This is a genomic window from Streptococcus oralis (assembly GCF_965111685.1).
GTDB classification, from domain to species: domain Bacteria; phylum Bacillota; class Bacilli; order Lactobacillales; family Streptococcaceae; genus Streptococcus; species Streptococcus oralis_B.
The window spans coordinates 690,013-717,003 of sequence record NZ_OZ217340.1 but is presented as its reverse complement, the minus strand read 5'-3'; the positions used below and the strand labels follow the sequence as shown (position 1 = coordinate 717,003).

26 protein-coding genes, 2 tRNA genes and 1 other RNA gene are annotated in these 26,991 nt (G+C 42.1%); 5 read left to right on the top strand and 24 right to left on the bottom strand.

Annotated elements, in window-relative coordinates; genetic code table 11:
- Positions 1-117: 117 nt before the first annotated feature.
- A complete protein-coding gene (locus tag ACLV7H_RS03755) occupies positions 118-1,401 on the top strand; it encodes a uracil-xanthine permease family protein (RefSeq protein WP_000808283.1) in 1,284 nt (427 codons plus the stop codon).
- Between the two features lie 44 nt (positions 1,402-1,445).
- On the opposite strand, the gene ACLV7H_RS03750 is transcribed toward ACLV7H_RS03755, so the two are convergent.
- From ACLV7H_RS03750 to ACLV7H_RS03710, 9 genes are all read right to left on the bottom strand, one after another.
- Positions 1,446-2,351 (bottom strand): DMT family transporter, encoded by a 906-nt coding sequence (locus ACLV7H_RS03750; protein ID WP_411866407.1) that lies wholly within the window; start codon positions 2,349-2,351, stop codon positions 1,446-1,448.
- A gap of 8 nt (positions 2,352-2,359) precedes the next feature.
- Positions 2,360-3,295 carry a serine hydrolase domain-containing protein gene (locus ACLV7H_RS03745; protein ID WP_045592078.1) on the bottom strand — a complete coding sequence of 312 codons (936 nt, stop codon included), beginning with the start codon at positions 3,293-3,295 and terminating at the stop codon, positions 2,360-2,362.
- On the bottom strand, positions 3,292-4,017 hold the full coding sequence (locus ACLV7H_RS03740; protein ID WP_411866406.1) for a CppA N-terminal domain-containing protein: 726 nt from the start codon (positions 4,015-4,017) through the stop codon (positions 3,292-3,294). The genes ACLV7H_RS03745 and ACLV7H_RS03740 overlap by 4 nt, the downstream gene beginning before the upstream one ends.
- A gap of 110 nt (positions 4,018-4,127) precedes the next feature.
- A complete protein-coding gene (gla, locus tag ACLV7H_RS03735; RefSeq protein WP_045592080.1) occupies positions 4,128-5,033 on the bottom strand; it encodes an aquaglyceroporin Gla in 906 nt (301 codons plus the stop codon).
- Between the two features lie 160 nt (positions 5,034-5,193).
- Positions 5,194-6,360 (bottom strand): acetyl-CoA carboxylase biotin carboxylase subunit family protein, encoded by a 1,167-nt coding sequence (locus ACLV7H_RS03730; protein WP_045592081.1) that lies wholly within the window; start codon positions 6,358-6,360, stop codon positions 5,194-5,196.
- Positions 6,361-6,372: 12 nt separating this feature from the next.
- The gene (locus tag ACLV7H_RS03725; RefSeq protein WP_411866405.1) at positions 6,373-7,113 is read right to left on the bottom strand and encodes an esterase family protein; all 741 of its coding nucleotides are present in this window, start codon (positions 7,111-7,113) and stop codon (positions 6,373-6,375) included.
- Between the two features lie 20 nt (positions 7,114-7,133).
- Positions 7,134-7,958, bottom strand: coding sequence for an alpha/beta hydrolase (locus ACLV7H_RS03720; RefSeq protein WP_411866404.1), 825 nt, complete (start codon positions 7,956-7,958; stop codon positions 7,134-7,136).
- A gap of 136 nt (positions 7,959-8,094) precedes the next feature.
- The gene (thiI, locus tag ACLV7H_RS03715) at positions 8,095-9,309 is read right to left on the bottom strand and encodes a tRNA uracil 4-sulfurtransferase ThiI (protein WP_045592085.1); all 1,215 of its coding nucleotides are present in this window, start codon (positions 9,307-9,309) and stop codon (positions 8,095-8,097) included.
- A gap of 8 nt (positions 9,310-9,317) precedes the next feature.
- A complete protein-coding gene (locus ACLV7H_RS03710; RefSeq protein WP_045592087.1) occupies positions 9,318-10,460 on the bottom strand; it encodes a cysteine desulfurase family protein in 1,143 nt (380 codons plus the stop codon).
- Between the two features lie 137 nt (positions 10,461-10,597).
- Between ACLV7H_RS03710 and ACLV7H_RS03705 the strand changes: the two genes are divergently transcribed.
- The gene (locus ACLV7H_RS03705) at positions 10,598-11,023 is read left to right on the top strand and encodes a DUF6556 family protein (RefSeq protein WP_045592089.1); all 426 of its coding nucleotides are present in this window, start codon (positions 10,598-10,600) and stop codon (positions 11,021-11,023) included.
- Between the two features lie 43 nt (positions 11,024-11,066).
- On the opposite strand, the gene ACLV7H_RS03700 is transcribed toward ACLV7H_RS03705, so the two are convergent.
- The 4 genes from ACLV7H_RS03700 to ACLV7H_RS03685 all read right to left on the bottom strand — a co-directional run bounded on the left by ACLV7H_RS03700 (position 11,067) and on the right by ACLV7H_RS03685 (position 17,057).
- On the bottom strand, positions 11,067-13,373 hold the full coding sequence (locus ACLV7H_RS03700) for a DNA translocase FtsK (protein ID WP_411866403.1): 2,307 nt from the start codon (positions 13,371-13,373) through the stop codon (positions 11,067-11,069).
- A gap of 86 nt (positions 13,374-13,459) precedes the next feature.
- Positions 13,460-15,412: a fructose-specific PTS transporter subunit EIIC gene (locus ACLV7H_RS03695; RefSeq protein WP_411866402.1), complete on the bottom strand. Its 1,953-nt coding sequence runs from the start codon at positions 15,410-15,412 to the stop codon at positions 13,460-13,462.
- Positions 15,409-16,320 (bottom strand): 1-phosphofructokinase, encoded by a 912-nt coding sequence (gene pfkB, locus ACLV7H_RS03690; protein WP_411866401.1) that lies wholly within the window; start codon positions 16,318-16,320, stop codon positions 15,409-15,411. Before pfkB ends, ACLV7H_RS03695 begins: the two co-directional genes overlap by 4 nt.
- Entirely contained in the window at positions 16,317-17,057 is a 741-nt protein-coding gene (locus tag ACLV7H_RS03685; protein ID WP_411866400.1) for a DeoR/GlpR family DNA-binding transcription regulator, read from the bottom strand. Before ACLV7H_RS03685 ends, pfkB begins: the two co-directional genes overlap by 4 nt.
- 161 nt (positions 17,058-17,218) lie before the next feature.
- Between ACLV7H_RS03685 and ACLV7H_RS03680 the strand changes: the two genes are divergently transcribed.
- Positions 17,219-17,306 (top strand) — tRNA-Ser (locus ACLV7H_RS03680).
- Positions 17,307-17,498: 192 nt separating this feature from the next.
- Here the strand turns inward: ACLV7H_RS03680 and ACLV7H_RS03675 are convergent.
- From ACLV7H_RS03675 to ACLV7H_RS03650, 6 genes are all read right to left on the bottom strand, one after another.
- Positions 17,499-18,458, bottom strand: coding sequence for a hypothetical protein (locus ACLV7H_RS03675; protein WP_411866399.1), 960 nt, complete (start codon positions 18,456-18,458; stop codon positions 17,499-17,501).
- A gap of 80 nt (positions 18,459-18,538) precedes the next feature.
- Positions 18,539-18,626: transfer RNA gene (locus ACLV7H_RS03670), tRNA-Ser, on the bottom strand.
- A gap of 84 nt (positions 18,627-18,710) precedes the next feature.
- Positions 18,711-19,058: a transfer-messenger RNA gene (ssrA, locus tag ACLV7H_RS03665) on the bottom strand.
- A gap of 58 nt (positions 19,059-19,116) precedes the next feature.
- Positions 19,117-19,752: an SGNH/GDSL hydrolase family protein gene (locus ACLV7H_RS03660; RefSeq protein WP_411866398.1), complete on the bottom strand. Its 636-nt coding sequence runs from the start codon at positions 19,750-19,752 to the stop codon at positions 19,117-19,119.
- Position 19,753: 1 nt separating this feature from the next.
- Positions 19,754-20,581 carry a Cof-type HAD-IIB family hydrolase gene (locus ACLV7H_RS03655; RefSeq protein WP_411866397.1) on the bottom strand — a complete coding sequence of 276 codons (828 nt, stop codon included), beginning with the start codon at positions 20,579-20,581 and terminating at the stop codon, positions 19,754-19,756.
- Between the two features lie 23 nt (positions 20,582-20,604).
- Positions 20,605-21,924 carry a CapA family protein gene (locus ACLV7H_RS03650; RefSeq protein WP_411866396.1) on the bottom strand — a complete coding sequence of 440 codons (1,320 nt, stop codon included), beginning with the start codon at positions 21,922-21,924 and terminating at the stop codon, positions 20,605-20,607.
- 154 nt (positions 21,925-22,078) lie between these two features.
- Here ACLV7H_RS03650 and def point away from each other — a divergent pair, with 154 nt between their 5' ends.
- Together def and rlmB are read left to right on the top strand one after the other, a co-directional pair.
- Positions 22,079-22,690 (top strand): peptide deformylase, encoded by a 612-nt coding sequence (def, locus tag ACLV7H_RS03645; RefSeq protein ID WP_049500103.1) that lies wholly within the window; start codon positions 22,079-22,081, stop codon positions 22,688-22,690.
- Between the two features lie 44 nt (positions 22,691-22,734).
- Positions 22,735-23,463 (top strand): 23S rRNA (guanosine(2251)-2'-O)-methyltransferase RlmB, encoded by a 729-nt coding sequence (rlmB, locus tag ACLV7H_RS03640; RefSeq protein ID WP_000855729.1) that lies wholly within the window; start codon positions 22,735-22,737, stop codon positions 23,461-23,463.
- A 189-nt stretch (positions 23,464-23,652) separates the two neighbouring features.
- Here the strand turns inward: rlmB and trxB are convergent, their stop codons facing one another.
- The 5 genes from trxB to ACLV7H_RS03615 form a co-directional block, all read right to left on the bottom strand.
- On the bottom strand, positions 23,653-24,564 hold the full coding sequence (gene trxB / locus ACLV7H_RS03635; protein ID WP_411866395.1) for a thioredoxin-disulfide reductase: 912 nt from the start codon (positions 24,562-24,564) through the stop codon (positions 23,653-23,655).
- 65 nt (positions 24,565-24,629) lie between these two features.
- Positions 24,630-24,854 carry a DUF4059 family protein gene (locus tag ACLV7H_RS03630; RefSeq protein ID WP_411866394.1) on the bottom strand — a complete coding sequence of 75 codons (225 nt, stop codon included), beginning with the start codon at positions 24,852-24,854 and terminating at the stop codon, positions 24,630-24,632.
- A 77-nt stretch (positions 24,855-24,931) separates the two neighbouring features.
- A complete protein-coding gene (locus tag ACLV7H_RS03625; protein ID WP_411866393.1) occupies positions 24,932-25,675 on the bottom strand; it encodes an amino acid ABC transporter ATP-binding protein in 744 nt (247 codons plus the stop codon).
- Positions 25,675-26,475, bottom strand: coding sequence for an amino acid ABC transporter permease (locus ACLV7H_RS03620; RefSeq protein WP_411866392.1), 801 nt, complete (start codon positions 26,473-26,475; stop codon positions 25,675-25,677). The genes ACLV7H_RS03625 and ACLV7H_RS03620 overlap by 1 nt, the downstream gene beginning before the upstream one ends.
- Before the next feature lie 156 nt (positions 26,476-26,631).
- Entirely contained in the window at positions 26,632-26,988 is a 357-nt protein-coding gene (locus tag ACLV7H_RS03615) for an arsenate reductase family protein (protein WP_411866391.1), read from the bottom strand.
- Positions 26,989-26,991 lie beyond the last annotated feature (3 nt).

Here is a 26,991-nt window from a genome sequence, read left to right as displayed (position 1 = left end):
AAAGGCGCAGATTTATATAAATTTTTAAAAGATAGCTATTTTTTAAAAAGTCTTACTCTGAGAGCCTATTGCTGTAAAATAATGGGCTCTTTTTTGGTGCCCAAAAGTGAGGTTTTTATGAAACAGGAATCAACTGTTGATTTGTTACTAGACGTTGATCAACGTCCTTCTGCTGGTAAAGGCATTCTTCTAAGCTTCCAGCACGTGTTTGCCATGTTTGGTGCAACCATTCTCGTTCCCTTAATTTTGGGAATGCCCGTATCGGTGGCTCTCTTTGCTTCCGGTATTGGAACACTTATCTACATGATTTCTACTGGCTTTAAGGTTCCAGTTTATCTAGGTTCTTCATTCGCCTTTATCACAGCTATGTCTCTAGCCATGAAAGAAATGGGAGGAGATGTATCTGCCGCTCAAACTGGAGTTATCTTGACTGGTTTGGTCTATGTCCTTGTAGCGACAAGTGTTCGTTTTGCAGGTACGAAATGGATTGATAAACTCTTGCCACCAATCATTATCGGACCTATGATTATCGTTATCGGTCTTGGTCTTGCTGGTTCTGCTGTAACGAATGCTGGACTTGTAGCAGACGGAAACTGGAAGAACGCTCTTGTAGCCGTTGTTACGTTCTTGATTGCCGCCTTTATCAATACAAAAGGAAAAGGTTTCCTCCGTATCATTCCTTTCCTCTTTGCCATCATCGGTGGGTACATTTTCGCAATGCTTCTTGGTTTGGTTGACTTTACCCCAGTCCTTCAAGCCAACTGGTTTGAAATTCCTGGTTTTTACTTGCCATTTAGTACTGGTGGAGCTTTTAAAGAGTACAACTTATACTTCGGTCCTGAAACAATCGCAATCTTGCCTATCGCTATCGTAACCATTTCAGAACACATCGGAGACCACACAGTTTTGAGCCAAATCTGTGGCCGTCAATTCCTGAAAGAACCAGGACTTCACCGTACGCTTCTCGGTGACGGTATCGCGACATCTGTATCTGCCTTCCTCGGTGGACCAGCTAATACGACTTATGGCGAAAATACAGGGGTTATCGGGATGACTCGTATCGCTTCTGTCTCTGTTATCCGTAACGCAGCCTTCATCGCCATTGCTCTTAGCTTCCTAGGTAAATTCACTGCCTTGATTTCAACCATTCCAAATGCTGTGCTTGGTGGCATGTCCATCCTTCTCTACGGAGTTATCGCCAGCAATGGTTTGAAAGTTTTGATTAAGGAACGTGTTGACTTCAGTCAAATGCGTAACCTCATCATCGCAAGTGCCATGTTGGTACTTGGACTTGGTGGAGCTATCCTCAAACTTGGTCCCGTTACACTTTCAGGTACTGCTCTATCAGCTATGACAGGAATTATCTTGAACTTGATCTTGCCACACGAAAACAAAGACTAATCATCTATACACACAAAATCCACTCGATTGAGTGGATTTTTTTATTACTTAGTCTTTATTTCCAGCAGTAAATCTTTCAATGAAATAATGGTCACAGCTAGTAAAATCATAGCCATACCGACAAAATCAATCGCATAAAACTGTTCCTTCATAATCAGAAAGGCAAAGAAAACGGCTGAAATTGGCTCTATGGAAGCCAATAAACTAGACTTAACAGGGCCTATCAGACTAGCTCCCTTTAGGAAAGCTGTATAAGCAAAGACAGTTCCGATGATGATAATCCCAGAAAATGCAAAGAGAAAATTTAAGCTAGTCGGTATGCTGGCCTGTAAGACTCCTGTGAAAGGAATAGCCAATACACCAGAAATAACCATCCCGACACCAATCACCAAAATACTGCCCCACTTCTTAATCAAAGCGATGGGAAGGATAATATAGAGGGCATAGGTTAGGGCAGAAAAGAGGCCCCAGAAAAGACCAGCAGGTGTGACAGACAACTGGTCAAGTTCCCCATGCGTCGCGATAAGAAACGTTCCTCCAATTGCTAAACCAATCGAAATAATCTCAGCCAGAGTAGGCGCTACCTTGTCCTTGATACAAGTATAAACCAAGATTCCAACGGGGCATACATACTGGAGAACTGTCGCCGTGCCAGCATTGGTTTCCTGAATGGCAGAAAGATAAGCAAACTGGTTTAAGAAAAGTCCAAACAAGGCAAAAAACAGCAGAGATAAAAGGCTTTTTCTGTCTTTTAAAAAAGCATAGAGTTTATCCCTTGCAGTCATATAGGATAAGAATACCAGCGCTAAGCCTGCAATGATAAGTCGCAGATTGGTCAAGATTAGAGCAGAGATCCCGTGTGCCATCAGGTATTGACCACTGGTTCCAGACAAGCCCCAAGCAATCCCTGCCACTACTGTATACAGAGTTCCTTTTACGGTTTTTGACATGCTTCTCCCTACTCCTCTTGACGAATCTTTTCCATCACTTGATTTCGATCGACTATCCACTGGGCACGCTCATCCCTCTCATACGTTCGATTGGATAGAAAGATAGCCGCTTCCTGCTTCTCCCGATTCCACATAATGAAGGTACCTGTATAACCCGTATGGTCGAGCCAAGCTCCTTCCAGATTCCAGGATAGAGAACGCTCCTTATCATCTAAGGGAGAAAAATTGTGGCTCAAATCTGCAGCAAAATCATCTTTCAAGTAATGTTCCAGAAAGATCTGCAAATCCTTAACAGTCGAAAACAAACCAGCACTTCCAGCGTGTTTCCCTAATAGACGGGCTTTAGGATCGTGAATGATTCCGGCCTCTACTCCTCTCACTGTTGGTACAGCTTGCTCAACGGGGCCGAACTTAGTCTCTTTCATCCCCCATGGTTCCAAAACTTGTTTTTTTATAATCTGATCCAAGTCTTGGTTAAAGATTTTTTCCAAAACAAAGCCCAAGAGTAAAAAGTGAACATCTGAGTATAGAAAAGCAGGCTGATTTCGTCTATTGAGGTGAAACATGGCTTCTCTCAATTCCTCTGCACTTAACTTGTCACGGTTGAGAATGAAGGGATCTAAATCTGTGGCATGGGTCAGAAGTTGCCGTATGGTAATATCTGGGTAATCACACCCCGGTAAAAAATCCGTCACCGGTTGATCAATATCGAATTTGCCCTGCTGCCACAAGTAGGTAAAAACCGTCCCCACTCCCACGACCTTGCTCACACTAGCAAGATCATAAACCAAACCGCTTTCTGTCTTGAAGCCCCGTTCTGGATCACTCAATCCTAGATAAGACTCTTTCCATTCACCATCCTTATAATACGCAAAAGAGGCCCCGGGATAAATCCCTGCCTCGATTTGATTTTCTATTTTTCTTAGAATTTTTTCCAACTTCATGCTTCTTCAAACCACAATTCAATGTTATTGGTATCTTTACCAAGGAAGAATTTTTCAGACTTAGGGACAAGGTAGCCTGTCTTTTCAAATTTCTGACGAAGACTGGTTAGATCAAAATTTCTTACTAAAAATTTCAACATCGACAGGTCCCAAGTGACATTGTTTTCAACAGCCAAATCTGCTCCTTGCCCTTTAGTAAAGGTGATTGCTTGCGCTACTCCTTCAGAATCAAGTAAACTCTCTGTTCTTTCAGGCAAACGCAACTCCATAGAAACCTCAAATTGACTCACATATTTTATACTTGTATTTGAATAAAATTCAGGAACAGTTTCCAGTGGAACCAAATCTCTTACATCATTTTCTGCATGAACAAGGATCACATCCTCTTCAGGAGAAACAATCTCAAAAGCATACCCTCGGTTTCCTTTAAATAAGCGAGGAAGAGACTTCATTTGAGAAAGAAGGGCCTCGATTTCAGAAGGATTTTCAACCTTTATCAAGAGTCTAGCTAGCTTCTTAAGACCTTCAACTTTGCGTGTTCGCATACTTGGAGCCTCTTCTAAAATCAATCTCTCCGTAGCTGTTTGATCGCCTAGGGAAATAAAGGCAGACTCTTCCAGCAAAGGTTTCATCCCCAAGATTTCAATGTAAAATCTTTCATTTAATTTTCGATTATTAACTTTCAAAGTCGGAACGATCCGAACAATCTCATTCACATTCATAAATTCCTCCAACTCTTTTATTTTAAAGGATTTTCGAATATTTTACAAGCCATATCTATTTTATTTAGAAATTCTATAACAAAAAAACTGGGATTCCCCAGTTTCATTTCTTATAGGTAAAGTAGTTTGAATAGTGCTACTGCTGCAATACCCGCTAAAATTGGAGCTACAACTGGAACCCATGCATACCACCATTTTGAATCACCCTTATGTTGACCAAGAACTGATTTTGGAAGGAGTTCGTGAAGAAGACGTGGTCCGAAGTCACGAGCTGGGTTCAAACCAGGTCCAGTAGGTCCACCAAGTGAAGCTACCAAAGCCAGCACTAGGAAACCAAGTGCCAAGTGTGCAATTCCAAGACCTGGTGCCAAAAATGGAGCGGCTTGGTTTTTTGCTTGCTCAAGCGCTGCTGTTACTTGTTCTTGAGGAATTGTTGTTCCTTGCGCTGCAGCTTGAGCTACTTGGTCATTAATTGTCGCCTGAGCTTTCGCTACTAATTCAGCACCAAAGAAGTTTTTAGTCAAACCAAGTGCTGCAAAGAAAAGAACGAATGAACCTACAAACTCATTGAGGAAGCCGTTAACAGTAGCTGCATAACGTGATTCTTTTGTACCGTGGTCGATGCTTGAAATCGTTGAGAAGGTACCCAAGATATTGTTTGGGTTTTCTGTTTTCAAGTAGTAAGGACGGTGAGTCGCTACAACCAAAGCTTGACCGAAAATTGCTCCCAAAACTTGTGCTAGGATGTAAAATGGTACTTGCTCCCAAGAGAAAAGACCACTAACAGCAAGTCCAAGAGTGAAAGCTGGGTTGATGTGGTTACCAGATACGTTACCAAACATCAAGGCTGGGATCATAACCCCCATACCGTAACCAACCGCGATAACGAGCCAGCCACTTTGGTGACCTTTCGTACCTTTAAGTTCAACGTTAGCAACTGCACCATTACCAAGAATGATCAAAATAGCAGTTCCCAAAAATTCTGTGGCATATTTAATAGCCCATGTAAAATCCATTTGATAGATTCTCCTTAAATTTTTTTAGACAATCCTTATTCTACCAATTTTTAGGCCTTTTAGCAATATCTTTTCTAAAAGAATCCATGGAAAACGCTTTATTTAACTTATCTTTAAGAAAAGGACAAAAGAAGTCAAACTCCTTTCATCCTATTCTTCATTACTCTTGACGTTGACCAAAGTCTGCAATCATCTGCTCCATCTCTTGGCGACTAGGAGTGGTCAGCATATAAAGGTAGTCCCCTTGTAGCTCTGCAAAGGCTGCTGGCATGATTTTTTTGACCTTGAATTGCTGGCTGTATTTGGCAAGAAGGTCCTCTTCTGAATAAACATAGTTGGCATTGGCACGACGTGATGTAGCTAAACAGTATTGAGGTTCAAACTCTGATGCTGGAAACTCTTCTCCTGCGACAATAGCTGCATAACCTTGGTAGAGATCCAAGGAGTGAGCGAAGTTATAAACATCAATGGTAAAGCCGCCTGCAGGACGGTTATTGTACTCAATGGCAATGTAATCGTCCCCGTCGCGGAAGAACTCGATATGGAAAAAGCGTTCTCTCATTCCAAATTCCTTGACTATGGCCTGGCCATACTTACGCAGTTTGGTATCCATATCCTTAAGCACATAGTAGGAATTATCCATCTTATAAATCATCAGATCAAGTGGTGTATGAGCATAATCGAAAGTCGTTGAAAAGACGATGTTGCCATCCTTGTCCACAAGCCCGTCAAAGGTACAGATTTCGCTAGAAGTGACAAATTTTTCAAAGAAATAAACGGTAGAATAGTCCCATTCAGCCTTAAAGTGATTTACATCTTCTTCTGTCTCAAGCTTAAAGGTGGCTGCAGCTCCCACTCCATTATCAGGTTTGGCAATCATTGGTAGACCGATTTCTTTCACTGCTTTATCCACATCTGCTTCCGTCTGGATAACAGCTCCAGGTACTACAGGGACACCTGCTTTTTTGAAAAGTTTCTTCATCTCAGACTTATATTTCGTCTTTTTGAGATCCTCCGGTTTGGCACCAAAGACATTGAATTGTTCTCTAAGTATTGCGTCCAGCTCAAGCCAGTATTCATTGTGGGACTCGATGCGGTCGATTGGACCATGCTTGTAGAAAAGAAAGGCAACTGCACGTTTGACTTCGTCTATGTTCTCAAGATTGTCCACACGGAAATACTCGGTTAAGCTATTACGCAAAGGTTCATCTAGTTGTTCGTAAGGCTCCTGACCAATTCCCAAAACGGTTATGCCTTTATTAGCTAACTCGATTGTAAACTGTTGGAAGTTTTGCGGATAGTAGGGAGAAATAACAAGGTAATTCATAGGCAACTCCTTTTATAGATACAGGTGTCCAAGAAAATAGGGCATTTGTTTACGCCACCATCCCCAGTCGTGGGCGACATCGTGCCCCCATTCAGCAAACCAGGCTGGAATTTGTTTCTGGTCAAAGGCTTCTTTGAGCTTGTAGAAAGATGGTAGACCGTCTTGTTCCCAGGCTCCGAGGCCCGTACAGACGACGATTTCTGCCTGACGGTAACGATCGATAAACCAGCCGTCGTTTTGATTCCAGATATAATCTACTGGTGAGTTTTGGTAAATAGCATCATCATTGTAGTAATCGCCAACGAAGAAACGTGCGTCGTAAACACCGCTGAGGGCAATCACCTTGGTAAAGACATCTGGATGCTGGAGAAAGAAATTGAGTGCATGATAGGCTCCCATCGAGCAACCTGTCGTCATCATGCCATCAAACCAACCTGTTTTATGCTTGATAAAAGGAATGGCCTCCTCAATCACATAGCGTTCGTAGGCACGATGCATCTCCGCCTGGTCATGACTATTTTTCCAAGTGGCCAACCAGCTTTCACTGTCCACACTGGAGAGGGTAAAGAATTGGACACGACCTTCTTCGATAAAGGAAGCACAGGCGTCTATCATGCCAAAATCATAGTATTCGTTGTGACTACCACCAGATGAAGCAAAAACCACAACTGGAATCCCAGCGTGTCCATAACGGTTGAGATACATTTCACGGTTGAGGTAGCCACTCCAGTGGCTAAGATTTTCAATATGCATTGGCTTTCTCCTTTCCTAACTTACCATTTCTCTGCAAAAAATCGGAGACAGTCTGGTAAATTTTCCGACCATGGAATCTCACTATGGATAGCACCAGACTGAACTTTCAAAACAAGATTATCCAAGTTTATTCCACCTGCAATCAAATCATGATAATAGCGAAGCGACGAGTCGATATAGGCTTGCTTGATATTGCCAGCCATCAAGGTCTTGTCCGTATCGTCTGCTTCTTCTGTGCCAACATAGATAAAAATGTGCTGTTCAGGCGACAGTTTCTTACGCTCGATATAGCGGTTAAAGGCTTCTTGGTGAAGCCAGTTAGCTGATGAAAAGACACCTAGACAACCAATTCGATCTTGGTACTCTAGTCCGATAAACTGGGTAATATTGCCTCCTAGCGACGAACCAATCATAGCCGTGTGCTGGCGATCAGCTTTGGTACGATAGGTTTCATCGATAAAAGTCTTGACCACCTCCATGACAAACTCGGCATACTCCACACCCTTACCTCCAAACTGCTGGCCTGGGATAGGAGATTCTTGAAACTTCCAAGCCGCATACTCATTCATCCGCCCCATACCATCATTGTCAATAGCAACAACAATCATGCGACTGATATCAGGATTCCGCTTAATGGCTGGAATAATCTTCCAAGAGTGCCCGATATAAGACTCCTTGCTGTAAAAGACATTTTGCCCATCATGAAAGTATACAACTGGATAAAAACGGTCTGTGTCTTTCTCGTAATCCTTTGGCAGGAGCACACGCACACGACGCTCTTTTCCAGTATAAGGCACCTTAAGTTTGTGTTCTTTCATTTTTAAGTAAAAGTAGGAATGATTCATTGTCAGAAAACTCTCTATATTCAAAATTTTATCTCATTATACCATAAAAATAGAAAAAAAGTCAGTAAATGTCCATTTTAAGGATAAATAACTAACTTTCTTCATTTGTTTTTCTGAATTCTTCTGGATTTTCTGATTAGAGGAGATTGTCAATCAAGTCATCGACAGCATCTTTTTTAGCTTGAGGTGTAATCTCAGTGATCATAATTCCAGCCACTGCTCGCTCAACCAAGCCTTCAACATCCATGCGTTTTTCATACTGCTCTGCATTCTCTATCTTAGGATTGGTCTTAGGACGGTCAGGCGCAAAAATAGTACAGCAATCTTCAAAAGGCTGGATTGAAATTTCAAAGGTATCGATTTCCTGCGCGATATCAATGATTTCCAACTTGTCCATCGTAACCACGGGACGAATAATTGGAGTGCTAGTCACAGCGTTGATAGTCTGCATACTTTCCAAGGTCTGGCTCGCTACTTGGCCAAGACTTTCCCCATTAATGATAATTAAACCTTTTCGTATCTCACGAATACGGTCGGTAATGCGCATCATAAAACGACGTGTCAGGGTCATGAGGTAGGCTTCTGGGGCTTTAGCCTTGATTTCCTCTTGAATCTCTGTAAAAGGCACCTCGATAAACTGGATATTGCCCCCAAACTTGGTCAATTTCCGAGTCAAATCGTGGGCTTTTTTAAGGGCACCAGGACTCGTGTATGGCGGACTGGCAAAGTGGACGGCTTCAATATCTACACCACGTTTAAGAGCTAGATAACCTGCCACGGGTGAATCAATACCCCCTGACAACATGAGCATGCCTTTACCAGAACTTCCCACAGGTAATCCTCCTGCTCCACGAAAAGTTTCATAGGAAAGGTAGGCCGCTTCCTCACGAACCTCAACTTGAAGATTAATATCTGGATTTTTCATCTGAGCTTGCACGTTTGGAATAGCCTCGAAAACAGCTCCACCAAGAGTTTGATTGAGTTCACGACTGTCCAATTCAAAGTTGTGGTCGCTACGCTTGCTAGTGATTTTAAAGGTCATCCCTTCCTTGTAGATTTCCTTCATGATCTCTTGGACAGCAGACTTCAAAACTTCCACAGACTTTTCAACCTTATACACAGGAGAAAAGTTTTGAATCCCAAATACTTGTTTGAGAGATTCTGCTACTGCTGTATAATCAGCTCCATTCAGGTAAGCGTGGGCACGGTCACGATCTGCGGTTACCTTAACTTGAGGATAGATGGACAAAACGTCCGAAATATTATTACGAAGTTTATTGATGAAACGCATACGATTTTTGTGCTTGGTTGACAATTCTCCATAGCGAATCAACATTTCTGAATACTGCATAAATGCTCCTATCTTACTTTTCTAGTTTGATTGTAAATTAATTTTAGCTTGGTCAAGAACTGCTCGACCTGACTCATATCATTTTCTAGGTCTAGGCTGAGGCGTACTGCTGACTGGGCCTTATCCTTGTCTACTCCCATGGCAATTAAAGTACCTGCAGGTTTTCCTGCCTTGGATGAACAAGCCGAGGTTGTGGAAATGAAAATATCATAGTCTTCAAAGGCGTGAACGATGACTTCACCACGAACACCCTTAATCCCAAAAGTCAGGATATGAGGGGCAAAGTCTTCCTCATCTGAAAAGACGAAAATGTCTGGATAGTCCAGAAGGGCTTGACGAATGACTGCCTTCATCTGCCCAGTCTTACTAGCAAAGATAGCTAACTTTTCCATAGATAAACGGAGGGCCTTGGCTGTTGCGGCAATCCCTGCTACATTTTCAGTTGTCGAACGATAGTCTCCCTCTTGACCACCACCTGTTAAAAGAGGCATGATCCTCTTACCAGACTTGATATAGACAAAGCCAACTCCTCGAACACCATGAAACTTATGACTTGAAAAGGTTGCAAAATCCACCCGATCAGTTAGATACTTTTCAGTTGGAATCTTAGCAAGTGCTTGAACTGCATCAACATGGAAGGAAATAGTCGGCTTATCTGCTAACAGTTTCGAAATAGCTTCAATAGGCTGGATAGAGCCGATTTCATTGTTAACTGCCATGATAGAGATAAGGATCGTATCAGGTCGTATCAAATCCTCTAGAGCCTTGACATCTAAAAATCCTTTCTCATCAACTGGGGCAATATCCACCTCAAAACCTTGACCTTTGAGCCAGAGGGCTGACTCCTTGACTGCTGGATGCTCAATAGCTGATACGATGATGTGCTTGCCAAACTGGGCTTTTTCAAAGGCCACACCCTTGATGACCCAGTTATCTCCTTCTGTTCCACCAGAGGTAAAAAAGATTTCGTCACTTTTCTTCCCAATCAAATCTGCAATTTGCTGCCGGGAAGCATCTAAAATTCGTGTTGCCTGGTCTCCCAAACGATGGAGGCTAGATGGATTTCCTACAATTTTTGAAGCGACCTGCATGTAAGTTTCAAGAGCTTCAGGATAAAGCTTAGTTGTCGCCGAATTATCAAAGTAGATCATGTTTTCTCACGCTTTCTAAAATCACTCCTTCTATTGTATCACGAAAAGAGACCTGCGACAAGAAAGGAAGATTCCTCTTTTTTTAAGATTTTTTTAAAGAAATGAGGTATAATAAATCATAATCAAAGGAGAGTATCATGTCTAACTATCGTAGAACTTCAAAACCAAAAACAGAACATATCAAAAAGGGATTTACTGTCTTTCAAAAAACGATTGCTACCATCGGTAGTATCCTTGGCCTCATCACCGCTACTATCACTATCATGAACGCCATGGATAATAATAAAAACAACAAAAAAGAACCGACGACAACCCAAACAACTGTTGTCAAAGAAATTCAAAAGGAATCCCCTCAGGAAAATACTACACCTAACAAGGACAACACTTCTACTAAAGAAAATACCCCACAAGAAGAAACTTCTCAATCCAACAAGAAAGAGGAGAAAAAAGAAGAACAGAAAACAACAACTCAGGACTCTTCTACACCTGCTACAAATAAAGAAACAAGCGATAATGGAACACAGTCAAATACGACGAGTTCTGAAACTAAAACGAACCAGTAATCACAAAATAGCTTCTTTCCAAATTTGGAAAGAAGCTATTTTTTTATTGTTGCAATACTTTTCGTGGTTTGGTTCCCTCAGCTGGACCGATGACACCGGCCATTTCGAGTTCTTCCATAAGGCGGGTCGCACGATTAAATCCAACTGACAAACGGCGCTGAATCATCGAAGCGCTAGCTTTCTGGGTCTCTATAACAAGAGACTTGGCTTCTTCAAAGAGCGGATCGCCACCAGCTTCACCGTCTGAGAAATCTCCTTCATTTTCAGGAACATCTCCTGGGTCAAAGCTATCATCATAGTCCGCATCCGCCTGTGCCTTGATGAAGTTTACGATGCGTTCAACATCATCATCCGAGATAAAGGATCCTTGCAGACGGACTGGGTGATTTTCATCGATTGGTTTAAAGAGCATGTCTCCTCGACCAAGCAGTTTTTCTGCTCCATTCTCATCCAAGATGGTTCGTGAATCTGTACCTGATGAAACTGCAAATGCCACTCGTGATGGAACATTGGCCTTGATGAGACCAGAGATGACATCGACTGATGGACGTTGCGTTGCAAGAATCATGTGAATCCCTGCAGCACGCGCCTTCTGTCCGAGACGAATGATGGCATCTTCCACTTCCTTGCTAGCCACCATCATGAGGTCTGCCAACTCATCCACAATGACAACAATCAAAGGCAGGGGTACTTGTTTGTACTCAGACTGGCTATTAAATTCCTCGACCTTGGCATTGTAACCAGCGATATTTCGCACTCCAACCTTAGCGAAGAGTTCATAACGGTTTTCCATCTCATCCACCACCTTTTGGAGAGCCTTGCTAGCCTTGCGTGGATTAGTCACAACTGGAATCAAGAGATGAGGAATGTCATTGTAAACGGATAACTCAACCATCTTAGGATCGACCATCATAAACTTGACTTGGTCGGGTCTTGCTTTCATCAAAATGCTAGCGATAATACCATTAACTGCGACTGATTTCCCTGATCCCGTCGAACCTGCAACCAGTAGGTGGGGCATCTTGGAAAGGTCAAAGGTGCGAGCAGTTCCATTGACAGCCTTACCCAGAGGAATTTCGAGGAGATTTTCTGGTTTAGTCTGAGACTGTTCCCAGAGCTCACGGAAGGAAACAGTCGCAATTTCAGAGTTAGGAACCTCAATTCCGACTAAGGATTTACCAGGTATTGGAGCCTCAATCCGAACATCCTTAGCTGCTAGAGCTAGCGCTAAGTCGTCTGCCAGATTGGAAATGCGGTTAACCCGTACACCGACTGCTGGTTTGACTTCATACTTGGTAACTGATGGTCCAATTTCAGCCCGTTCTACCGTCACCTTGATACCAAAGCTGGCAAAGGTTTCTTCTAGGATTTTGATATTTTCTCGAACAATCTTCTTTTCCTTCGATTGGTCTTTGGGTTTATCTGGCGCAAAGAGTTGCAAGTTTGGCAGTTTGTATTCAAGGGCTTCTTTGGCAGAAAAATCAACCTGAACCTCTTCATCCTCAAAATCTTCTTCCTCATCTGGAACGTCAAAGTCAGTTTGAGGGAGGATAATCTCCGGTTCGATCCATTCTTCCTCAGGAATTGGTGGGAAATCGTAGTCTGGTACTTCAGATAAGATTTCTCCCGTTTCAGGATCTACAGGAGGAAGCGGTAATGCATTCTGTTCTTCTTGTTCTCTCTGAATTCTGGCAGCTTCTTCAGCTTCTTGACGAGCCTTCTCTTCTTCTCTCTTGATGAAGCGTTCCTGTTTTCTCTGTTCCTGTTTTTCCATGAAGGATCTGAACTGCACTCCAATAAAGGCTGCAACATCATAAATAGACCAAGGACTAACCAAGAGTGCACCAACCAGAATCAAGAGAACACCAATAAAGTAAGAGCCGATATTTGAAAAAAGAAAGGCTATGGGGATATAGAGTCCGACACCAAGCAAGCCACCACCAGCGAAGCTAGTCACCCGCATACCAGTCAGGTCCGTCATAACTTGAGACAAGGTCCCTTTTAAAACTGACTGCTCCAAGCCATATTTCCATACCAAGTAGGCCTCAAAAATCAAGAGCAAGCCAGCGAAGATACAAAGAAATCCTGACAGAAGTCCCTCTTGCTTGCGGATCCATTTAAATAGAAAAAGATAAATGAGGAGGCCGCCTATAGCCACATAGGCCAAACTTCCGACCACCAGTCGAATGAGATTATAAAGAGTGACACCTGCCGCGCCAAGTTTGAGGGCTGCAATAATCAACAATAAGGCAATTCCTAAGGAAATCAGCATCCTCTGAATAGCCTGTTTTCTTTCGAGTTCTGCTTTAGACGGTCTCCGTCTTGTTTTTGTAGTATTCTTGTTTGCCATTCTTTTATTATACCATATTTCACAGCCATTTCGAATAGAGAAAAAGATTGCACCAAATGGTAACAATCTTTCTATTCTAATCCTTTTTATGCTTGTGGTTTTCGTAGGGAACCATAAACCACACCACTTACAATTGCCCCAACCAAAACAAAGGCAAGGTAGAGAAGGGCATTTGAAGTTAGGACGATAACGAAGATTCCTCCGTGTGGTGCCATGAGTTTGATTCCTGCAAGACCAACAAGTCCTCCTGCTACTGCAGAACCAAGGATGAAGCTTGGAATCGCACGAGCTGGGTCAGCGGCACCAAATGGAATCGCACCCTCAGTGATAAATGACAAGCCCATGATAATGTTTGTCAAACCAGAGTTACGCTCTTCTTTGGTAAATTTATTTTTAAAGAGGAGGGTTGCGACAAAGATAGCAAGCGGTGGCACCATTCCTCCCGCCATAACTGCTGCCATGGCTACCGAACCACCTGAAGAAACAGTCGCTGCAAGCGTACCTGTACCAAAGACATAGGCTGCTTTATTGACAGGCCCACCCATATCAACAGCCATCATACCACCAAGGACGATACCGAGAAGGACAGCTGAACCTCCTCCAAGACCGCCTAGGAAGTCATTCATAGCAGTGTTGATTGCTGCCATTGGAATGTTGACCGCCAACATGACAAATCCTGTCAGAATTGTTCCAAAAAGTGGCAAGATAAGAATTGATTTAGCCCCTTCAAGTGAACGTGGAACTTTAACGTATTTCTTGATAGCAAGAACCAGGGCACCTGCGATAAATCCACCAACAAGAGCACCTAGGAAACCAGATGAGACACCTGCAAGTGTTGAAGTTGCTTCTCCTCCTGCAGCATAAGGGATTTTACCAAATGCAAAACCTTCTTTGGCAATAGCACCAGCCACAAAACCTGCTACCAAACCTGGTTTTTCAGCGATAGAGTAGGCAACATAACCTGCAAAGACCGGGAGCATCAAGCCAAAGGCTGCGCCACCGATTTTCATGAACATAGAAGCTAGTTCATGGTAGGAACCAAGATTTCCAAGGCTATCCTGTGGCACACCAAAAGCTCCGTCGATCAAGAAAGCAAGGGCAATCATGATCCCGCCACCGATAACGAATGGCAACATTTGGGATACACCACTCATCAAGTGTTTGTAGAAGGCACCACCGATACTTTGTTTTTCATTGCTTGCTGTTGCAGCTTTTGCTCCATTAGCAGCACGGTAGATTTCAGCATCTCCTGAAAGAGCCAAGTTAATCAACTCTTCTGTCTTACGGATACCGTCTGCAACTGGACGGTTAACTAAAGGTTTTCCATCGAAACGATCCATCTCAACAGCCTTGTCAGCTGCGATGATAACAGCTTTAGCCTTGCTGATATCTTCCGCAGTCAATTGGTTACCAACACCGCTAGCACCATTGGTTTCAACCTTAATCCCAACCCCCATTTCAGCAGCTACTTTTTGAAGGGCTTCTTGGGCCATGTAAGTATGGGCAATCCCTGTTGTACAAGCTGTAACAGCAACGATAAAGTCACCATAGTTATTAGCAGGTGCTTGAACAGGTTTCTCAGCTTTTTCTGAAGCTTGGTTAAATAGTTCGATAACTTGATCTGCAGATGTTACCTGACGAAGTTTTTCAGCAAAACCGTCTTTCATCAAGTATTGAGACAATTCTGCCAAGGCAGCCAAGTGGGTATCATTGGCACCTTCAGGAGCTGCAATCATGAAGAAGAGGTCTGTTGGTTGCCCATCCAAACTCTCATAATCAACACCCTTGTTTGACTTAGCAAAGAGAACGGTCGCTTCTTTGACAGCAGAGTTCTTGCTGTGAGGCATAGCAATTCCATCACCCAAACCAGTAGAAGTTAGAGCTTCACGCGCCAAAATTCCTTCTTTAAAGGTTTCAAAATCCTTCACGTAACCGTGATCTACCAAACTTTTAATCATCTCTTCGATGACAGCTGTTTTTTCAGTTGCTTGCAAATCCACTAACATGACATCTTTTCTCAATAAATCTTGAATTTTCATCTTTTTTCTACCTCAACTTTTTCATAAGTTTCTTTAATAAATGCTGCAGTTGCTAAATCATCTGAAAATGTCGTTGCTGTTCCACAAGCTACTCCCCACTTGAAGGCTTCTACTGCGTCTTTTGATTTGACAAATTCACCTGTAAACCCAGCAACCATAGAGTCACCAGCTCCCACTGAATTCTTGACTGTTCCCTTGATAGGTTTTGCGAAGTATGCTCCCTCAGATGTGACAAGAAGAGCACCGTCGCCAGCCATGGAGATAATAACGTTTTGAGCTCCTTTGACCAGTAACTGACGAGCATAGTTCTCGATTTCTTCTAAACTTTCGAGTTTCACTCCAAAGATAGCTCCAAGCTCGTGATTGTTTGGTTTAACCAAAAGTGGCTGGTAGTCCAAACTATCAATCAAGGTCTGTCCTTCAAAGTCACAAACCACTTGCGCACCAGTCTGGCGTGTCAAGGCAATCAAATCCTTATAGATAACATTGCCCAGGTTCTTAGCACTCGAACCCGCAAACACAACCGTATCATCTTCTGTCAGACTTGAAAGAATAGCTTTCAATTCTTCTAGCTGAGCTGGTTCCACATTTGGACCCGTTCCATTGATTTCTGTTTCTTGGTCTGCTTTAATCTTGACATTGATACGAGTATCTTCTGCTACTTGAACAAAACGCGTTTCGATTTCCTCTTCTGCCAAAGTATCTGTGATAAATTTACCAGTAAAACCTCCGATAAATCCAGTCGCTGTATTTGGAATACCCAAGCGTTTCAAAACTCGACTGACATTGATTCCTTTCCCACCAGCAAACTTATCATCACTGTCCATACGATTGACACTGCCGACTTGAACTTGGTCCAAGCGCACGATATAGTCAATGGATGGATTGAGTGTGACTGTATAAATCATACTTCTATTACCTCCGTTTTCTTCTTAATAACCTGCAAGAGCTCATGCCCTTGACTTGTGATGACAATAGCGCGTTTAAGTGGTGCTACCTTGGCAAAGCAAGTTTGACCAATCTTTGATGAATCCACCAAGACGTAGGTCTGTTTGGCATTCTCCAAAATAGCACGCTTAACGGCTCCCTCCTCCATATCAGGAGTCGTATAATAACCATCGTCTACACCATTCATCCCGATAAAGGCACGATCAAAGTGCAATTGATTGATTTGGTTAAGAGCAACACCACCGATACATGCATCTGTTGCCATTTTGACACTTCCTCCAACCATGACAGTTGGAATCTGTTTTTCAACCAACTGAACCGCATGGTGAATGGAATTGGTCACAACTGTGATATTCTTATTAACCAATTCCTTGATTAAAAAAAAAGTTGTCGTTCCAGCATCAATAAAGATAACATCTTGTTCCTTGATAAGAGAGGCAGCTTTCTGAGCCAGTAGCTTCTTCTCTTGAAGGTTTTTGACAGATTTTTCTTGAATAGTTTCTTCTTCCTGCAAGGAGTGAGGCAATTCTGCTCCACCATGCACACGGCGAAGCTTGTTTTCCGCCTCCAACTCATCCAAATCTCTTCGAACCGTTGATTCTGATGTTTCTAATAGACTAACCAATTTTTCTAGGGAAACTACATGATGTTGATTTAACTCCTCTAAAATCAGTTGCTTCCGCTCAGTTTTTAACACCAAACCACCTCCTGTTATCGTTTACACTATTCATTCTAGCACATTCTCTACCAAAGTCAAGCATTTTTTATCATTTTATTTCAAATTCTATCATTTTTCTTATTTCCAAAATTTTTATTGCAAGATAAGTGGCTTTATGGTAGACTATTTGAGTAAGTATTGGAAGATTACTCAAGAGGCTTAAGAGGCCGTGTTGGAAACGCGGTAGGCGTGTAACAGCGTGCGTGGGTTCGAATCCCATGTCTTCCGTAGAACAAAGAAAAACTGCACCTCAATGCAGTTTTTTATCGTTCTAAGAACAATATCTAGAAATGAAAGGCTGAGTTACTCTAACTATCACACCACATTTTTCTGTATCCTGCCCTATCCTAGAATCACTTTGATTTCATAAAAAAACAAGTAGTTTATTAAGACTACTTGTTTTTCTTCTAAATCTTGTGATTAGATATTGCTTTTATCTTTTTTATCTGAAGATTTGTCTGTTGATTTATCAGTGGATTTGTTTGAAGATTTATCTGAAGACTTGTCTGTAGATTTGTTCTTAGATTTTGTAGAATTCTTACGATCAATCTTATCATATCCTTCTGTAGTATCCATTAACTCAGTTGATAAGGTACGATAGTCTTCTTGAGAAATCAGCCAGTTTCCATCCTTATCCTTGGTTAATTTGATTTCTGTATCAAAATCTCCAGTAGTCAGGGGTGTTAGAGCGGCTTCGGCATCTACATCACTATAGATAGCAAAATCTTTTCTAAAGAGGTGTTCATAAATCCAGTAAGTCACCAATGTTTGGTAACGCTTGATGTCAACATCCGAACCAGCTTGGTTGTACTTACCTAAGTTATCAATACCTCCAATAAGAATCGTTAACACTTCTCTGATGGAAGAAGTCAAGCCTTTAGAGTGTAACTTTTTAGAGTTAAAAGTCACAGTCGCAGTGTTACCTGATTCATCAACCTTTACATCTTTCACAGTGTAAGAACCGATATCTTGGAATAACTTGCGTTTCATTTTCAAGAAACCTGAAATCGTTTCTTCTGGTGTTTCTACAGGAAAATCCTTGTGCCATTGTATTGAGTAGGTAGACGCAGGTGAAAGACCTTCTTCTTTAATTTTTTCACTTGTTTGTACTGCAAATATGGCCTCAGTCCATTTTTCATAAGTTTCGCCATAAATCTTCTTGAATCGTGCAGAGTCGCTAGTGAGAACAGAGTCTAGGAGAATTTCAGCATCTTTTGTGACTTTCTCTTTAACTTCCGCTGCTTCATCCTTCTTCTCAACTTGTTCCGTTTTCTCCTTGTCATCAGAAGAAGCTTCAGATGACTGATTAGACAATGCAGAACATGCACCTAAGACAACTGTTGAGAGTGCTAAGATAGTTAATAACTTAATCTTTTTCATGTTTCACCTCTTTATGAAAAATTTACTCTTGGAGACCACCTCCAAGTAGATTTGTTTAGAAAAACACGGGGTTCATCTAACGGAGAATGGGGGATTCGAACCCCCGCGCCGGTTACCCGACCTAACGATTTAGCAAACCGTCCTCTTCAGCCTCTTGAGTAATTCTCCACTAGCAAACTAAAACAAATAGGATGCAATAAAGGATACAACAAAGGATATAATTTGGAAAAAATCATACTGTATACCTGTTTATAATGGAGCCGGTGGGAGTCGAACCCACGTCCAAACACCTGCCAACATATTTGTCTACAACCATAGGTTATGTATTGTTTTAACAGCTCCTCGACACATAACTCAAGCCTAGGAACTGCGAGTCTATTAATCTCTTATCAAACCACTAGACAAGGCTTGATCGTATCTCGTTAATCATAAGACCTGTCATTGAACACGAGCAATCCAAATCAGGTCACGCCTGCTGGTTTTTAGGCAGCTAGAGCGTAAGAAGTGTTATTTTTTGCAGTTATATTTAACTGAGCGTTTACGTCGCCACACGGGTTGCAAAATATGCCTCATAATGCCTGTCGAATCCGTAACGACCCCAAAAGGATAGAACTATTATAACCCATCTTCAAAAAAAATGCAAAATCAAGCCGTTTCTTTAGAAAAGAACCCATTTTAAGGCTTCTGATAAGGCTTGGTAACCGGCTACACTTAGATGGAGACCATCTGTTGTATAGGCTGATTGAAGTTGTCCTTCTGAATCTGTCAAACTATCATAAATCGGCACAAAATCTACCTGCATATAGGCGGATGCTAGAGCCTCATAGGCTTGGTTCCATTCTCTAATCTTTTCATTGGTACGAATATATACTGTCTGCTTGTATTTCTCTCCCTCATTGACTGGCAGAATAGAAAAGAGCTTTATTTGTGACAGCGGATAATCTCGGTTAATCGATTGGATTACACGCTCAAGATTATCCAAGGCTTCATTCATGGGAATATCTTTTCCAATATCGTTTGTCCCAATTAGGAGAACAATTTGATCCACAGCATCACCATAAAGATGTGCATCAAGGTTATCTAGTAAGAGTCCAGTTTGGTAACCTCTAATCCCTCGATTGACAATCGTCTTGGCAGTCCCGAGTAGCTCTTGTAAAGGGTAGTATTCTACAATCGAATCGCCAATAAAGATGATATCTGGCTCTAGAACAGACACTTGATTCAATTCACGATACTTGGTTTGAATCTTTTCCTGCTCCTTTAAGAGCCAATTTTCTAATAACTGTACTGCCACCTTATCCCTCTTTCTCTAACCACTTTTCTAGAACCTGATAAACGCCACCTTGGCTGTTAGCTGGTGCTAGGGCAGTTGCAACTGCCTTGGCCTCATCATCAGCATTTTCCATAGCATAGGAAATTCCAGCCATCTCCAACATCTCAACATCATTTTCGCTATCACCAAAAGCCATGATCTGTTCCGATGTCAAATCCCAGCGCTTGAGTAATTCTTCCAATCCCCAAGCCTTGTGAACACTAGCCTGCAGGATATCGATACAGCCATAACCGCTAGAAACAGCTCTTACACGACCATCAAAGAGGTCATTGATTTCCTGCAAAACTGAACTAGAACGTTCTTCACCAACGACCATGCTCATCTTTAGAACTCCTCCAAAGAGGTCTGAGTTTAGCTCATCCACAAAATTGGTCCTTTGGTAAAGTTTTTCAATCATCTCTGGAGTCATAAATTTTTCCAGGTCTGTAAAAACCGTTCCTTCCTTGACAAAACTCCCATTCATACTAGTGACGACGAACTGATCTCGACACTCCCTCCCTTTAAAATGAAGGAGAGCCTTGTCAACCATAGCATCATCCCAAGTCTGAGCCTGAAGTAATGTATCATACTCAAATATCCGCGCACCGTTGGCAACAACAAGGACTACTCGACTCGCCAAGTGCTCTAATAATTGCCTCATCCGGTGAACTTCATTCCCCGTCGCAATGACAAAACGGATACCTCGTTCATCTAATTGGTCTAAAATCTTTTCCAAACGGGGCAGATCCAGCTGCCCCCTCGGATCCAGCAAGGTTCCATCCATATCTGTTGCAATCAATTTAATTGTCATCTCGTCTCCTTTAGGGCGAGTGCCTACCACTTCAACCCTACATGTTCATTCATTTCTTTATAAGCTGTGTCAATTCGTTCCTTGGTCGCCTCATCCAACTGCTCTCGGTAACGTCCTCCTTCAATGAAGTCCTCCAAGATATAGGTCTGATAGAGGAAGAGAGGATAGCCTTCTGAGGAGTAAGTCCCTTTGGGTGTTCGATTAACCCAAGTAGGATGCGCTTTGGCAGTTTCAATCCTTGTCTTTCCATCTTTTTTCTTAATGGTCACATCCATGAGAACTCCTCGCTCAGTCCACTTGGCATTTTCCTCGTCTTGCATGGTTTCAATGCGCTGGTTTGAGAGGAAATTTCCCATGGAATAGATAATCAGTTTTTTGTCACCATCTTTTTCAACTGTTTCAGCAGGTTCAACGACGTGAGGATGCCCTCCAAAGATAATATCAGCTCCCCAGTCAATCATCTTGTGGTACAGTGTTTTCTGTTCTTCCGTTGGTTCTAACTGGTACTCAATTCCCATCTGAGGCATAACAACAGTGATATCCGCTTCTTTCTCTGCACGCTCGATTTCTGCCTTCATCTTTTCTTCGTTTAAGTCAGAAAGATAGCGATTATAGTCCTCTTGGGAAATAGATTGTTCAATGCCATTAAAACCGTAAGAATAGGCCAGGAGAGCCACCTTGATTCCATTGACTTCCTTGATGACTATAGGGGCTTGGTCACGAGATTCATGTGTGTAAACTCCTATGGGGGTCATTCCAGCCTTTTCAATAGCTTGAGCCGTTGAAACCACTCCCTCAATTTGAGAATCCAAAATATGATTATGAGCCAAGTCTAGAACTTGGTAGCCTGCATCCTTGATCGCGTCCATTACTTCTCCAGGTGCATTAAACAATGGATAACCTGCCAAGTAGTGGTCCTTGTTCACTGTTCCTTCAAAGTCACCAATTACCAAATCCGCTTGTTTGAGCCAGGGTTTTACATACTCAAAATTTTCATGGAAATCATAGGTTCCATCTTCTTTAAGAGCTGTTCGGTAGATAGGGATATGGTAGAGAAGGTCACCATTTGCCATGATACGCGCCGTTGTTTCACCAGACTGATCTTCCTTGGATTGACCAGATGTCCTAGCAGAATCAAGAGTTTGACTACTAGGACTCGTTTCCTTACTACCTTGTACTGCTCGAACTAGCAAATTTAGTCCCATAGATAAGACAACTGCAAGCAGCAACACCGTAATAAACTGGGCATTGGTCCAGGATTTATAATTCCGAAAGAACCCAATACTTCTCTCCAACAATCCATCAATAGGTCCATGAGACCGTCTATTTTGTCGCTTTTCCATCTGTATTCTCCCTTGCTTTCTTATGCAAGTCTTTTCTTTTATTATACCACAGACAAAAGAGGAATACCGTTTATTATATTATTTTTAGCAACTTCTGCGACTTTCTTTCTCGCCTATTTTGTGTTATCATGTAGAGGTAATGAAAGGAGAGAAAATGTCTGCTATAGAACGTATTACAAAAGCTGCTCATTTAATTGATATGAAAGATATTATCCGCGAAGGGAATCCGACTCTTCGCGCAGTTGCTGAGGAGGTTACTTTCCCATTATCTGATCAAGAAATCATCCTTGGCGAAAAGATGATGCAATTCCTAAAACATTCCCAGGATCCCGTTATGGCTGAGAAAATGGGCTTGCGTGGTGGTGTTGGACTTGCTGCTCCTCAATTAGATATCTCAAAACGTATTATCGCTGTTTTGGTCCCAAATATTGTAGAAGAAGGCGAAACTCCACAAGAAGCCTACGACTTACAAGCCATTATGTACAATCCAAAAATCGTCTCCCACTCTGTTCAGGACGCTGCTCTTGGCGAAGGAGAAGGTTGCCTATCTGTTGACCGTAACGTGCCAGGTTATGTAGTCCGCCATGCCCGAGTCACTGTTGACTACTTTGATAAGGACGGCGAAAAACACCGTATCAAGCTAAAAGGATACAACTCTATCGTTGTCCAACATGAAATTGATCACATCAACGGAATCATGTTTTACGATCGTATCAATGAAAAAGATCCATTTGCTGTTAAAGATGGTTTACTAATTCTGGAATAAAGAAAATCCCGTTGCAAGACGGGATTTTGTGTTATAATAGAGGCATGAAAACAAATGATATTGTCTATGGCGTCCATGCCGTTACCGAAGCCCTACTTGCAAACACAGGAAACAAACTCTACCTCCAAGAAGATCTAAGGGGTAAGAATGTTGAGAAAGTCAAGGAACTGGCTGCTGAGAAAAAGGTCTCCATCTCTTGGACCTCAAAAAAATCCCTCTCTGAAATGACCGAAGGCGCTGTCCATCAAGGATTTGTCCTTCGAGTTTCTGAATTTGCCTATAGCGAGCTAGATCACATTCTTGCCAAAACGCGTCAAGAAGAAAATCCTTTGCTATTGATTCTGGACGGGTTAACTGACCCTCACAACTTAGGTTCTATCTTGAGAACTGCTGATGCAACCAATGTCTCAGGGGTCATCATTCCCAAGCACCGTGCTGTCGGTGTAACTCCAGTCGTTGCTAAAACGGCTACTGGTGCTATTGAGCATGTACCGATTGCCCGAGTAACCAACCTCAGTCAAACTCTAGATAAACTCAAGGATGAAGGCTTCTGGACCTTTGGAACGGATATGAACGGTACCCCTTGCCACAAGTGGAATACAAAAGGAAAAATCGCCCTCATCATCGGAAATGAAGGAAAAGGTATCTCTAGCAACATCAAAAAACAGGTCGATGAGATGATTACCATTCCCATGAATGGACATGTTCAAAGTCTCAATGCCAGTGTGGCTGCAGCCATTCTCATGTACGAAGTTTTTCGAAACAGACTATAAAAAAGTTTCCAATCAAAAGATTGGAAACTTTTTTATGATTATACTCAATGAAAATCAAAGAGCAAACTAGGAAGCTAGCTGTAGACAGCTCAAAGCACTACTTTGAGGTTGTAGATAAGACTGACGAAGTCAGTAACATATATACGGCAAGGCGAAGCTGATGTGGTTTGAAGAGATTTTCGAAGTGTATTAACTATGTTCTGTAATAAACTTGTAGGCTTCTTGACCTGCAATAGCCCCATCTCCAACTGCTGTTGTCACTTGGCGAAGGTCTTTTTGGCGAACATCCCCAACCGCAAAGATACCATCAACGGCAGTCTTCATGTGGTTATCTGTTACAATCCACCCCGCCTGGTCTTGAATATTCAAATCCTTAACAAAATCACTAACAGGGTCAAGTCCAACATAAATAAAGACACCTCCAAAGGCTTGCTCTGTCACTTGACCAGTTTTTACATTTTCAAATACAACTGACTCTACTCTGTTTTCACCTTTGATTTCCTTGACGACAGAGTCCCAGATAAAGTTGACTTTCTCATTTGCAAAGGCACGGTCTTGCAAAACCTTTTGAGCACGAAGTTCATCTCGACGGTGAACAATCGTAACAGTCTTGGCAAAACGAGTCAAGAAGAGAGCTTCTTCTACCGCTGAATCTCCACCACCAACTACGAGCAAGTCTTGGTCACGGAAGAAAGCTCCATCACAGACCGCACAATAGGAAACGCCTCGGCTATTTAGTTCTTCTTCTCCAGGAACCCCCAAAAGACGGTGTTTAGACCCAGTTGCCACGATGACAGTACGAGTTTCGTAAACTTGGTCATCAGTAATAACTTTCTTAAAATCACCATGGTCTTCTACATTTTCAACAAATCCATAAAGGTGCTCTACTCCAAGATTTTCAAGAGGTTCAAACATCTTTTCAGCCAATTCAGGTCCACTGATGTTGGCATAACCTGGATAGTTTTCGATATCAGATGTGTTATTCATTTGTCCACCTGGCAGACCACCTTCAATCAAAGCCACTTTCAGATTGCTTCGAGCAGCATATAAGGCAGCGGTCATTCCCGCAGGTCCAGCACCGATAATAATCGTATCGTACATTTCGATTCCTTCTTTCTTGTTGTAACTATCTTTATTCTAACTGTTTGAAGTTTATTTAGCAAGCATTATGCTCTGAAAACTAAAATGAGGCTCATGACGGCAAAGGATAATACTGGAATCACCAAAACCCCAATCATAATCATATCATAGAGATGGGCTTGACGGGCCTTAGCTGTCTTGTCCACACCAGACATGGCTCTCAATCCAATCCAAATCCCCAGAAAAATCACGACAAGGATGGTCGTTAAGATCAAACTCTCGAAATACAAAGAAAATAGATGCAGTAGCATGATCTCTCTCGTTTCTATCTTTTTTAAAGAGTAAACTCAGCTAGTCCAACTAACTGAGTTTTCCTTTTTCTATTATATCAAATATAAGTCCGTTTGTAACTAGCAAAGAATTCTTTTGTTCGTTCTTCTTTCGGATGATTGATGATTTCATCCGGTGTGCCTGACTCGATGATTTTCCCTTTATCTAGGAACAAAATCTTATCTGCCACTTGGGCTACAAAAGACATATCGTGACTAACCAAGATCATGGTCTGACCAGACTTAGCGGCATCTGCAATAGATTTTTCCACTTCTCCGACCAATTCTGGATCAAGAGCTGATGTTGGTTCGTCCAAGAGCAAGACGTCTGGTTTCATAGCGAGGGCACGCGCTAGGGCAACCCGTTGCTTTTGCCCACCTGACAAATGGCGAGGGTAATGTTGCTCCTTATCAGAAAGACCGACCTTAGCCAACTCTTCCTTGGCGATTTTGGTTGCTTCCTCATCTGATAATTTCTTAACAACAACCAAGCCTTCCTTGACATTGTCAAGGGCTGTTCGGCGTTCAAATAAGTTGAACTGTTGGAAAACCATGGACAACTTGCGACGAAGGGTCAAAATTTCCTCTTGGCTAATCTGAGAAAAATCAACTTTAAAATTATCAATCTGAATCGTTCCACTATCTGGAGTTTCAAGGTAGTTCAAACTACGAAGAAAGGTTGATTTCCCAGCTCCAGATGAACCAACCAAAGCCACTACCTCACCTTTTTGGATATCCAAGTCCAGATGATCCAAGACAGTTTGTCCTGAAAAGGATTTACTTAAATTCGAAATCTTAATCATTAACGAAGGTCTCCTTTCACATCTGTAGTTACTGTATCCGGCGCTGAAATTTGCATTTTCTTCTCGATAAAGCGACCGAGGCTTTCGATTCCGATATTGACTACCCAGTAAACAAGGGCTACGGAGATGAATCGCTCAAAATAGCGATAATCGGCTCCACCCAAAATCTGAGCCTGGGCAAAAACTTCGACAACACCCGCGCTAAAGGCTAGAGAAGTTCCCTTGGTCAAACCGATAAGGGAATTGATCAAGGTTGGAGTAGCTACCACCGCTGCATTAGGAATAATGACACGACGATAAACTTGCGCACGGGTCATCCCCAGACTGCGTGCCGCTTCAATCTCACCAGGATTGACAGAAAGAATGGCTGCACGAATGGTTTCGCTGGCATAAGCAGCCTCATTAAAGGCAAAAGCTACAATAGCAAAGGTTGCTGCTGGAATAGCATTGATATTGAAGCTAGTTCCCCATTGTTGATTGAGGGCTTTCAGAGTAAGTGGAATCCCGTAGTAGGTCAACATAAGCTGAACCAAAATCGGTGTCCCTTTTAAAAAGCTGACAAAAAAGGCTTGCAAGGGATATAAAATCTTAACACGGTTGATTTTAACAATGGCAAAAACCAAGGCTAGCACCAAACCAAAAATCGCACCACTAAGCGTCAACATGATAGTTGTGGGAAGTTGTTGGACAATCCTTGGAATTCCATCAAAGACCGAACGCAAACTAAAGAGCTTACCATCCGGAATGAGTTGCATCAAACTTTGGTACCAATCTGATGCTAAAAATGTTGTAACAGTCATAAAAACATCCTCTCCTGATAATGATTCATTCTATCATACTTCTGCTCGCAAGCAAATTATTTGCTACGAGCTATTCAGACTTTGTCTATCTTCTAGTTTATCACACTTTAAAACAGGGAGGCTATATATTTTACCTATCAAGGAGATAAATAAAAACTATCTCAAACCTAAGTCCTCATAGTTTTTTCTATAGCCGATTTGTTTAACAGCACCATTCTCCACCAGAATTGGACGTTTTAACAACATGCCATCACTAGCCAGAAGCTTGGCTGCTTCTTGTTTTGACAAACTTCCCACCTTATCTTTCAGGCCCAGTTCACGATATTTGATCCCGCTGGTATTGAAAAATTGTTTCAATTCAAAACCAGAAGTTTCTAGCCAGTTTAAAATAACTTCTTCACTTGGTGTTTCTTCTACGATATGGACGTCTTGGTATTCAAGTCCGAGTTGGTCTAGTTCATTTTTGGCTTTCTTACAAGTTGAACATTTTGGGTATTCGATAAATTCTAACATCTT

What these genes read in the sequence shown, in the direction of transcription:
- ACLV7H_RS03755 (WP_000808283.1), top strand. Translation starts at nt 118, where the DNA reads ATGAAACAGGAATCAACTGTTGATTTGTTACTAGACGTTGATCAACGT.
- ACLV7H_RS03750 (WP_411866407.1), bottom strand. Translation starts at nt 2,351, where the DNA reads ATGTCAAAAACCGTAAAAGGAACTCTGTATACAGTAGTGGCAGGGATT.
- ACLV7H_RS03745 (WP_045592078.1), bottom strand. Translation starts at nt 3,295, where the DNA reads ATGAAGTTGGAAAAAATTCTAAGAAAAATAGAAAATCAAATCGAGGCA.
- ACLV7H_RS03740 (WP_411866406.1), bottom strand. Translation starts at nt 4,017, where the DNA reads ATGAATGTGAATGAGATTGTTCGGATCGTTCCGACTTTGAAAGTTAAT.
- gla (WP_045592080.1), bottom strand. Translation starts at nt 5,033, where the DNA reads ATGGATTTTACATGGGCTATTAAATATGCCACAGAATTTTTGGGAACT.
- ACLV7H_RS03730 (WP_045592081.1), bottom strand. Translation starts at nt 6,360, where the DNA reads ATGAATTACCTTGTTATTTCTCCCTACTATCCGCAAAACTTCCAACAG.
- ACLV7H_RS03725 (WP_411866405.1), bottom strand. Translation starts at nt 7,113, where the DNA reads ATGCATATTGAAAATCTTAGCCACTGGAGTGGCTACCTCAACCGTGAA.
- ACLV7H_RS03720 (WP_411866404.1), bottom strand. Translation starts at nt 7,958, where the DNA reads ATGAATCATTCCTACTTTTACTTAAAAATGAAAGAACACAAACTTAAG.
- thiI (WP_045592085.1), bottom strand. Translation starts at nt 9,309, where the DNA reads ATGCAGTATTCAGAAATGTTGATTCGCTATGGAGAATTGTCAACCAAG.
- ACLV7H_RS03710 (WP_045592087.1), bottom strand. Translation starts at nt 10,460, where the DNA reads ATGATCTACTTTGATAATTCGGCGACAACTAAGCTTTATCCTGAAGCT.
- ACLV7H_RS03705 (WP_045592089.1), top strand. Translation starts at nt 10,598, where the DNA reads ATGTCTAACTATCGTAGAACTTCAAAACCAAAAACAGAACATATCAAA.
- ACLV7H_RS03700 (WP_411866403.1), bottom strand. Translation starts at nt 13,373, where the DNA reads ATGGCAAACAAGAATACTACAAAAACAAGACGGAGACCGTCTAAAGCA.
- ACLV7H_RS03695 (WP_411866402.1), bottom strand. Translation starts at nt 15,412, where the DNA reads ATGAAAATTCAAGATTTATTGAGAAAAGATGTCATGTTAGTGGATTTG.
- pfkB (WP_411866401.1), bottom strand. Translation starts at nt 16,320, where the DNA reads ATGATTTATACAGTCACACTCAATCCATCCATTGACTATATCGTGCGC.
- ACLV7H_RS03675 (WP_411866399.1), bottom strand. Translation starts at nt 18,458, where the DNA reads ATGAAAAAGATTAAGTTATTAACTATCTTAGCACTCTCAACAGTTGTC.
- ACLV7H_RS03655 (WP_411866397.1), bottom strand. Translation starts at nt 20,581, where the DNA reads ATGACAATTAAATTGATTGCAACAGATATGGATGGAACCTTGCTGGAT.
- ACLV7H_RS03650 (WP_411866396.1), bottom strand. Translation starts at nt 21,924, where the DNA reads ATGGAAAAGCGACAAAATAGACGGTCTCATGGACCTATTGATGGATTG.
- def (WP_049500103.1), top strand. Translation starts at nt 22,079, where the DNA reads ATGTCTGCTATAGAACGTATTACAAAAGCTGCTCATTTAATTGATATG.
- rlmB (WP_000855729.1), top strand. Translation starts at nt 22,735, where the DNA reads ATGAAAACAAATGATATTGTCTATGGCGTCCATGCCGTTACCGAAGCC.
- trxB (WP_411866395.1), bottom strand. Translation starts at nt 24,564, where the DNA reads ATGTACGATACGATTATTATCGGTGCTGGACCTGCGGGAATGACCGCT.
- ACLV7H_RS03630 (WP_411866394.1), bottom strand. Translation starts at nt 24,854, where the DNA reads ATGCTACTGCATCTATTTTCTTTGTATTTCGAGAGTTTGATCTTAACG.
- ACLV7H_RS03625 (WP_411866393.1), bottom strand. Translation starts at nt 25,675, where the DNA reads ATGATTAAGATTTCGAATTTAAGTAAATCCTTTTCAGGACAAACTGTC.
- ACLV7H_RS03620 (WP_411866392.1), bottom strand. Translation starts at nt 26,475, where the DNA reads ATGACTGTTACAACATTTTTAGCATCAGATTGGTACCAAAGTTTGATG.
- ACLV7H_RS03615 (WP_411866391.1), bottom strand. Translation starts at nt 26,988, where the DNA reads ATGTTAGAATTTATCGAATACCCAAAATGTTCAACTTGTAAGAAAGCC.